Source organism: Geoglobus sp. (assembly GCF_054018175.1).
In genome coordinates this window covers 1-9,089 of the sequence record NZ_JBPLZQ010000051.1, presented here as the reverse complement: position 1 = coordinate 9,089, position 9,089 = coordinate 1, and the positions used below count along the sequence as shown (strand labels likewise).

The 9,089-nt window shown below is 51.0% G+C and carries 8 protein-coding genes and 1 pseudogene; 2 read left to right on the top strand and 7 right to left on the bottom strand.

What is annotated here, in order from left to right:
- Positions 1–196 (top strand): annotated as a pseudogene (locus ACXJJC_RS04080) (HD domain-containing protein); the annotation flags it as partial.
- A 45-nt stretch (positions 197–241) separates the two neighbouring features.
- Complete coding sequence (gene lonB, locus ACXJJC_RS04075; protein WP_456369557.1) at positions 242–2,095, top strand: ATP-dependent protease LonB; 1,854 nt, start codon at positions 242–244, stop codon at positions 2,093–2,095.
- Here the strand turns inward: lonB and ACXJJC_RS04070 are convergent.
- The 7 genes from ACXJJC_RS04070 to ACXJJC_RS04040 all read right to left on the bottom strand — a co-directional run bounded on the left by ACXJJC_RS04070 (position 2,078) and on the right by ACXJJC_RS04040 (position 9,058).
- Positions 2,078–2,821: an alpha/beta fold hydrolase gene (locus tag ACXJJC_RS04070; protein WP_456369556.1), complete on the bottom strand. Its 744-nt coding sequence runs from the start codon at positions 2,819–2,821 to the stop codon at positions 2,078–2,080. The genes lonB and ACXJJC_RS04070 overlap by 18 nt on opposite strands.
- 36 nt (positions 2,822–2,857) lie before the next feature.
- Entirely contained in the window at positions 2,858–3,733 is an 876-nt protein-coding gene (locus ACXJJC_RS04065; RefSeq protein WP_456369555.1) for a DUF166 domain-containing protein, read from the bottom strand.
- Between the two features lie 41 nt (positions 3,734–3,774).
- Entirely contained in the window at positions 3,775–5,706 is a 1,932-nt protein-coding gene (rqcH, locus tag ACXJJC_RS04060) for a ribosome rescue protein RqcH (RefSeq protein ID WP_456369554.1), read from the bottom strand.
- A 42-nt stretch (positions 5,707–5,748) separates the two neighbouring features.
- Positions 5,749–6,798 carry a radical SAM protein gene (locus ACXJJC_RS04055; RefSeq protein WP_456369553.1) on the bottom strand — a complete coding sequence of 350 codons (1,050 nt, stop codon included), beginning with the start codon at positions 6,796–6,798 and terminating at the stop codon, positions 5,749–5,751.
- Complete coding sequence (locus tag ACXJJC_RS04050; protein WP_456369552.1) at positions 6,761–7,234, bottom strand: hypothetical protein; 474 nt, start codon at positions 7,232–7,234, stop codon at positions 6,761–6,763. The genes ACXJJC_RS04055 and ACXJJC_RS04050 overlap by 38 nt, the downstream gene beginning before the upstream one ends.
- 298 nt (positions 7,235–7,532) lie before the next feature.
- Positions 7,533–8,039, bottom strand: a complete 507-nt coding sequence (locus ACXJJC_RS04045) for a hypothetical protein (RefSeq protein ID WP_456369551.1) — start codon at positions 8,037–8,039, stop codon at positions 7,533–7,535.
- A gap of 164 nt (positions 8,040–8,203) precedes the next feature.
- On the bottom strand, positions 8,204–9,058 hold the full coding sequence (locus ACXJJC_RS04040) for a phospholipase C/P1 nuclease family protein (RefSeq protein ID WP_456369550.1): 855 nt from the start codon (positions 9,056–9,058) through the stop codon (positions 8,204–8,206).
- Positions 9,059–9,089: the final 31 nt, after the last annotated feature.

Genomic DNA, 9,089 nt, shown 5'->3' with positions numbered 1-9,089 from the left:
GTTCATGTACTCCGGGGAAAAGGGGAGGGATCTGGAGAGCACCCTGAGACACTTCGAGGAAAAGCTGCTGAAGCTGAGAGACATGATGTACACCGAAACTGGCAGGAAGATGGCCCAGGAAAGACACAGGTTTCTGAAGGAGTTCTACGAGAGGATTAAAAGGGAGCTGAGGTTCGAGGACCTGGTCGTGGAGTAAAGGTTGGATAATTATTTAAATACCTTTCAAACAAGTTTGATGCAAATGTCGGAAAGCGTGGATGAGCTTGTTGGCAACCTGAAGTTCGAAACCACCGAGGAAATAGAGGTTCCGGAACGGCTCATTGACCAGGTTATAGGCCAGGATCATGCTGTCGAGGCGATTAGGAAAGCGGCAGTGCAGAAGAGGCACGTGATGCTCATCGGCTCACCCGGAACCGGAAAGTCTATGCTCGCAAAGGCGATGGCAGAGCTCCTCCCAAAGGAGGAGCTGGAGGACATTCTCGTCTATCCGAACCCTGAAGACCCGAATCAGCCAAAAATCAGAACCGTTCCTGCGGGCAAGGGCAAGGAGATCGTCGATGCCTACAAGCAGGAGGCGATGAAGAAGGAGCAGGCGAGGAACATGTTCCTATTCACCCTCGTGTTCTTCGTCATTGCCTACTCGTTCCTGCAGAACCAGATCCTCTGGGGCATCATCGCCGCGGTGATGATCTTCATGCTCGCCCGCTACATGCTTCCGAGGGAGGAGAAGAACGTTCCCAAGCTGCTCGTCAACAACGCCGGCAGACAGACTGCACCTTTTGAGGATGCTACCGGTGCCCACGCTGGCGCACTCTTTGGAGACGTCAGACACGACCCGTTCCAGTCCGGTGGGCTCGAGACTCCAGCCCACGAGAGGGTTGAGGCCGGGGCGATCCACAGAGCCCACAAGGGCGTGCTGTACATCGACGAAATCAACACCCTGACGATAGAGTCCCAGCAGAAAATCCTAACGGCCCTGCAGGAGAAGAAGTTCCCGATAACCGGTCAGAGCGAGAGGAGCAGCGGTGCAATGGTCAGGACAGAGCCCGTGCCGTGTGACTTCATACTCGTCGCGGCTGGAAATCTCGACGCCCTTTACGGAATGCACCCCGCGCTCAGGAGCAGGATAAGGGGCTACGGATACGAGATCTACATGAACGACTCCATGGAGGACAACGAGGAGAACAGGAGGAAGCTCGTGAGGTTCGTTGCTCAGGAGGTCATCAGGGACGGGAAGATACCCCACTTCACGAGAGAGGCTGTGGCGGAGATTATCAAGGAGGCAAAGAAGAGAGCGGGGAGGAGAGGTCACCTGACGCTCAGGCTGAGGGAGCTCGGAGGGATAATAAGGACCGCAGGAGACATAGCCATTTCTGAAGGGAGCAGGTACGTCACGGTCGAGCACGTGCTTAAGGCGAAGAAGATTGCGAAGAGCATCGAGGAGCAGCTTGCCGACAAGTACATCGAGAGGAGGAAGGACTACAGGCTGTTCGTGACGGAGGGAACGACTGTCGGCAGGGTGAACGGGCTCGCGGTGATTGGCGAGTCTGCCGGAATCGTTCTGCCGATAATTGCGGAGATAACTCCGGCGATGAGCAAGGAGGAGGGCCGGATAATTGCAACTGGCAGATTGCAGGAGATTGCAAGAGAGGCGGTGATAAACGTTTCCGCAATAATCAAGAAGATCATCGGAAAGGACATGTCCAACTACGACGTGCACATACAGTTCGTTGGAACGTACGAGGGTGTTGAGGGGGATTCGGCAAGCATAAGCATCGCAACTGCCGTGATCTCCGCCCTCGAGGGGATCGAGGTCGATCAGAGCGTCGCCATGACTGGCAGTCTGTCGGTTAAGGGAGACGTGCTTCCAGTAGGTGGAGTCACCCAGAAAATCGAGGCGGCAATACAGGCCGGACTGAGGAAGGTGATAATCCCGAAGGACAACATGGACGATGTGCTGCTTGATGCAGAGCACGAGAACAGGATTGAGATTGTGGCAGTCTCGAGGATAGATGAGGTGCTCGAACACAGTCTGGTGGACTGCGAGAAAAAGAAGAAGCTGCTCGAGAAGATAAGATCAGCCAATTCTCTCTGAGAAATCCTTTACCAATTTATTGAATTCAGACGGCTTCTCGAGCATCACCATGTGGCCTGCGCCGTGAACAACCGCAAGTTTTGAGTTTTCTATGTGCTCCCTGAGAAATTCCGAGTACTCGAGAGGGGTCATGACGTCAGCGTTCCCGCACACTACCAGCGTTGGAACGTCAATCCTCACCTCGCCGTTCTCGTACTTCCTCTCGATGTTGAAAGCGTCGCACAGCCTGAAGTCCTGAACGAGCAGGTCCTTCCCGGCTGACAGCATCATCTGCCTTGCGAGCTCTCTGGCCTTTTTCCCCTCAAAGTCCCTTGCAAAGAGCCACTTAGTGAGCTTCTCGACCATCCCCTCGAAGTCCTCTTCAAGCCCCCTGATGAGCTTCGGATTTACCGGAAGTTTCGGACCCGTGCCGATCAGGATCAGCCCCCTGGCCTTACCCCCCTTCAGCACGTACTCCTGAGCGATGGCCCCGCCCATGGAGTGGCCAGCTATCACCGGCTCAATGCCGAGCTCCTCGACGAGCTCGATAAGAACTTCTGCGTAGTCTCCAACGCTGCTCACGTCCAGCTTACCGCTCTTCCCGTGGTTCGGCAGGTCCACGGCCATCGCGTTGAGGGCGGAAAGCTGCCTGCCCCATACCTCGGAACTCATCCCCGCGCCGTGGATGAAGAGGATGTTCCCCCTTCCCTCAACATGAACCTCAACACCACCCGCTCTGACGTGCATGTGAGATGTTGAATTTTACAGGATTAATAGTTTGCCTTACCTCCTGTCATCTCCGTAGATTATCCACTGGATGTGCTCGGGTATGTCCTCGTCTCCCTCGTAGCCAAGGGCCTGATTCACCGCATGCCTCACAGCGTATCCAGCTATGTGGAGTATAGTCTCGTTGTACTCGTTGTCCCTCTCCATGCTCCCAGTGCACGGGTAGCTGTGGTGCGCCTCGGCCACAACGTCCCAGAGCTCTCTCATGGTCTCGAATTCAAGCTCCCTGAGCTTTATTCCCACGTACCACGCACACCCGCAGGGCTGACTCCTGATTATCCTTACGCTCGTTATTCTCTTCCTGCCGTTGTTCTCCTCAACCTCGATCTCGAACCTGGGGTACCCCTGCCCCATCTCTCTGATGAAGCGGTTTATGGTGGGATGCTCCGGGCTCTCCCTGAGAACGCAGAAGGGCTTTGGAGCGGCAAACTCAAGGCCCAGCTCTTCACACTTCTCCTTAATCTGCTTCGCGAGTCCGGCACTGCACCACCTTGGCTCTTCAACCGGCACTATGTATGCCCTGTAGCCGAGCTCGGCCAGTTTTTCGGGGAGGGCGATGAGGATGTCGGGATGGAGGTTTATGGCTATCGCGATGTCCGCTCTGGGGATCTCCTTTGGCAGAAACTCGTCTGCATCCTCGATGAAGTCCGGCATGTTCATCGGGTCAATCATTCCGAAGGTTGCCACGATGTTCTTGGAGAAGCTGTAGACGTTCTCCTTGCACTGCACGCAGCCGTCAATGCTGCACGCCCCGAACGAGGGGCAGGAGTTTCTGTAGTTCATGAGATTCGCGATGAATCTCTCGCCGAACTCACCGTGGTAGAAAACAGTGATCTTTAAATCTGACCTGAACTTGGGCTGCTCTGGCTCCATAACTAAAATCAGTGTGGAAACGTTATTATCATTTTCCCGAACTATTTAGCCTCCACGATCCTCGACCTTCCGGGAGGCAGAAACTTTGCGACCTCGTCTGGAGTGGCAATGCCCCTCACCACGTGCTTCTCCTCGTCATCGGCAACCTCAACGAGCTTCCTGGCCACCTGAATGCTGAACTGGTTGAATTCCACGTCTCCGATCTCTATGACGACGTAGTGGTCGCAGTGCTTCTTCACACCCTCCACCGGACCTCCGAGAAGCCTGAGGTTGGATATGTCCACTCCTATTGCTGCCCTCATCTCAACGGTCACGTAGTTCCTCCTGCCCTCTATGAAGAAGCTGCCCTTCGGAAGGTACTCACCTGGTCTTGCAGCCCTCTTCACCTGCTCCGGTTTGACGTAGTAAACCTCCCCGCTGTGCTTGCCCTCCTTCCAGAGGGCAGAGTATATTCCCGCAAATTCAGCAGCTTCCCTTATGCTATTCTCCCCAGCTTCCTGCCCGTTCTTCAGTATCGTCGCACTTCCTCCCGGCATTTCCGTGTGGAAGAAGAGGTCCTTGCTTTCCATGTGCTTGGACACGACCTCCTCGTTCATATCTGCACTTCTGCCTCCTATCACCAGAAAACCCTCGGAGGTTATGTACCACCTGTACCTCTCGTACCACTCTCTCTTCCTTGCAACCCTTATGCTGGACAGCATCTTCCTCTCCTCTATTTCCTCCGCCCTCTTGAGCTCGTCCTTCGTCCTTTCAATCGCCTTCAAAACACCCTCAAGCTTCTCCCTGAACCTCTTGGCCCTGCTGTAGTACTCTTCGGCGATCTCTGGAATGGACCTGTTCAGCCACAGCCTGATGACGTGCCCATCCACCTCCACGTCCACAGCGTTCTCCTTTGGGACTATTCCCCTGACCTCCCTCAGCTTCCCGTCCTTCTGCTGCTCCCTGACGATCCTTTCGATCTCGTCCCACCCCTTATTCTCCCTCGCCTTCAGAAATGCCGAGTGTATCGCCTCGATCATGGTGTAGTTCTCGTAGATCAGGTCTCCAATTCTCCTGTTCTTCTCCATTTCTCTTTCAAATCTCTCCTTAGCCTCTATCTGGCTTTTAAGCCTGGCGTTCAGCTTTTCGAGGACTTCGCTTTTCCTTTCCCTCTCCTCAACCCTCTCTACGGCTTTTGCTGAGAAAAAGCTGTCAATCGTCATCCAGTACCTCTCGAAGTACTTTTTCTCGTAGCCGGAATACTTCAGGAGCTCCACGGGCTGGTAGTCCAGGTATTTTCCGTTTTCTAGGACAATGTGGGGCTTTATTTCCTCTGGTTGAAACAGTTTCTTCATCTCTTCGACTATCTTCCCGAGCTCCTCGTCGCCCAGTTCACTCGCCTTCTTCCTCTTGTCGATCCCTGCTCTGTGGAGGATCTCTTCGGCATAAAGTCCTCCTGTTCCCAGCCTCGACGCTATCTCCCTCACTATCTCTCTGTCACCCAGAATTTTCCTGAGGTCGTCGGCGCTCTCTACGTCGAGTGGTGTGACTCTTTTCTCCGGAAACCTGTAGGTCTCGCCCACCCTCACCGTGTGATTGAGCGGCATTATGACCCTGTAGCTCTCGTCGGTGAGGATGACATTTCCCTTAGAGAACAGCTCCGCCACGATCCTCTTTTTCTCCTCTCTTTCGAAGGTGAGAATCACCACCCTGTCGAAATCGTGCTGCTCTATCGCCGTCAACCTCGCATTCTCCAGGTGCTTCCTCAGCAGCATCGCGAACGATGATGGGAAGCGGGGAGACTCCTTTGGGAACTGGGTCGGGTGGAAGCGGGTTCCCGCCTCTATCACAAGGTCCACCCTACCCCTTCCCCTGAGCTTTATCCTGATCTCGTCCGGGACATGGTGGTAAACCTTGTCCACCCTCGCCCCAATCACGTCGTCTCTTATTTCCCGAAGTACGATCGAGATGTCGAGGGATGACATTGAGCGCATGGTTGGAATTTCTGCTGAGAGCATATAACATGTTTGGAGAATCTAAGACCTCCCAAAACTCATCTTCTGCATATGCATCCTGATCAGCTCAGCCACCGATTCAATGGCCATCAGAAATCCTGAAAACGCTATGGATGGCTCGGCGTAGCACAAAAGGTAACATTTCCCGCAGTTTCTGTAAGAGTTCCACGTTCTGACGAACCTCTCGCCTTCGACAACATCTCGAAGACTCTCGGCCCGAAGATCTCCAACCACTCTGCTTTCAACCTCATAACAGGGAGCGATCACCTTGCCATCTGGATTCACCCTCAGCAGCAGGTGTGGGAGGCACTGAAATTTCCTTCCCGATGCCACGATTTCAAGATATCTCCTGGTGTTCCATATGCACCTGTAGTCTCTCTTCAGCTCCAAAACTCTGGCGAAGGCTCTCCTCATAGATTCTTTGGGGATCTCAGGGCATCCGGCGAAATAGCTTGACACAGGTTCGAAGGTTACTCCCGCTCCAACCGAGTCAGCAAACTCAACAAGCCCTGAAATCTCGTCCACATTCTCCTCATGCACTACCACGTTTATGTTAACCCTGAACCTCTCACAGGCCCACGCTATGTTCTCCTTCACCCTCTCAAGAGCGTCAACTCCCGTTATTCTAACGAATTTCTCCCTTTCGAGGGTGTCGAGGCTCACCGTTAGCAGATCTGGATTGCCGGTGTCACGCTTCCTCAACAACAAACCGTTGGTGACGAGAGTCGTATGGAATCCGAAATCTCTGGTGGTGGAGATTATATCGCCAACATCCTCCCGCAGAAGCGGCTCCCCTCCAGTGGCGGTGTATGTGGCAATTCCGAGGTCTGAGGCTTCCTCAAGAGCCCTGACAATCTCGCCAAACCCCATCTCCTCCCCGCCCATCCTCCAGTATGTGCAGTAGTGGCACCGCATGTTGCACCTGAAGGTCACCATGTGAGCGAAAACGAATGGAAGTGATTTCCTCAGGAACCTGTTTTTGAGGTAGGTCCTTGCGAGTCTTGTGTAGGGCAGGACGCTCGAAAAGATGATCTCACCCTCGCGCGTTATCTGCAGATGGGAAAGCCTCAAACCTGAAGAGAACTGGAACTTTCTCCATTCCCAGCTTTTCTGCCTCTTCTTCGATTATTTCGTATATTGTGTCCATCTGGCCCCTATCCACCTCAGAGCATTTTTCAAAGGTGACAACAAAATAGCCACTGTCATCGTAGCCATAGGCCGTTATGGGCCCGTCAGGATGGAAGTACCGGCTCAAAAGTCCCTTGACCTCGATGTTTTTTCCAAGAGTGTCAAGTTTGGCGAGCCAGTTCTGCCTGTCACTCTCGCTGTTGAACTCAGGAAGTTCTCCGCATTTAACTTGTTCTGGAGAACCACCACATTCTCTTCTGGATTCTTCACTGTCTTCTCCTGAATGGTCATTTTCCTCTGAGTCTGCCTTGTAATATGCATGGCCAATAACACCGCCAAGCACAGCCATAACCACCAGCACCGCAAATGCTCTTCTCATTACACCACAACCCCCGACACATGGTGTTCTGCTTTCTGACGTAAAAATTTTATGATAGAGTTTTCAAAATTATTTTTAGAATTTTATTTTCTCAAAACATGGTCAGAAAGTTTATATGGTGTACAACGTAAGATTGTCAAAACCAACACCCCCAAAGTTACAACCCCACAAAACCTTCCAGCTAACTCCGATGGACTATCAAGTTCTTCAGGATTCTTGAAATGGCATTTATTACATCGAACAGGTTGTTTCCAGCTAATTGTTTTATCTCCACGCCTTATGTTTACTTTCATTCCCCTTACCACTCCTCAGAGCTAACCCTTAGATTCACCTCAACCCACCCCTCTCCCTTCGGTACATTCACCTCACCCATTATCTCATAATGCCCGTTCTGCAGAATAAAACCCAGTAAGCTCCTCCACGTGCTGTAAGGTGTGCTCGCCTCATACTCGAGCCTGACAGTCAGATTTGCCCCACTCTCCCTGTAAATCCAAGTGTAATACTTCCATTCCCTTACTCTGTTTCCGCTCAGATCCCTGCCGTCAAAGGTTTTCGTTATGTTCTCCGCCGGACGAAGCACGATGGAGTTGTTGAATGGATCCGAAAGCTCAACATCGCAATCCTTAAAGACATCGGAAAGAAGGAGGATCTCATTAGAATTCAGCTCTGTTATTATTTCGAACATCTCACCCTTTTCAGTTTCAACGATCCTCCCGTTATTCAGGAAATTGAATATATTAGAAGCGTCCCGAAATACACCTGGCCCACTTTTCCTTTCAAGAATGATTTCGCCTTTCTCGTTCATAGGTACAGGCAGATAAAGTTTTAAGGTCGTGTTATTGTCTGACGAAATTTTTACCGTGTAGCTGCAATAAGAAGGGAACGGTGGATGAGGGAAGTAGTTCAAAAATATGATTAGGATCAAAAAAATTACGAGGTAGGGTAAGTATTTCTGCAGCTCCATAGTCTTCAGTCGATCGCATATTCTATTAAACCCATGTTGTGAGCGACGGTTTCTTCAAGAAGCATGCTTGTCGTCACTTGAAGTTCTAAGTTGTTTTCCCAGTTTGGATCCGAAATCATTATCCAGTGAAGTCTTTCATATTTCGACGCAGCAATGTCTTTCAAATCATTTGCAAGTGTTGACGGTGATGAGATTACAATCCAATTTAAGTTAGCGAGATAGTCATACCATCCATTTCTGATGCGATTGTGTACCCAATCTTCGTACATTACATGAGTCACCAGATCTTGATTTAATAACCCAACTGCATGCCAAGGATTGCCGAGATCGCACATATAGTGGGTAGCTTTGCCCAGCGTTTCGTCACCAGCTTGAATGTTGCCATTGGAGTAGTAGATTTCCGCCAATTCCGCTAATTGTTCAACGTTATATACTGCCAGACTGCCATGGTGGTCGTAATTGTTCCATGGTGGATAATCCGGATCATCGGCAGCTTCGGAGATTGTATTGATTCTCGAATCTGGTATATTCTTTTTGAAAACATTCTTGAGGCTCAGCAGGGAGTACTCAGTTAAGGTGATGTGATCTCCCGGCGTCCATTGGATGGTGATGCTTTTGTCTTTAGAATTACTTTCAATCAAGTCTTTGAGTTTTACACCTTTAAATTGCATTGTATAGTCCTGCAACGCTGCCAAGATTTTTAATACAAGTTCGCCCTGCTCACTTTCGCTCAATCTGTTTAATTTCATTTGATTTATCTTCTCTTTGACCTCTTTCTTTTCTTGGGTTGAAAATATGCTTGCACGATTTATTGCTTCAATTATGATTGAATAGTCTCTACCAGTTAGCGGGACTGTCAAAATAACCACCTCTCCACATTATACAGCATGA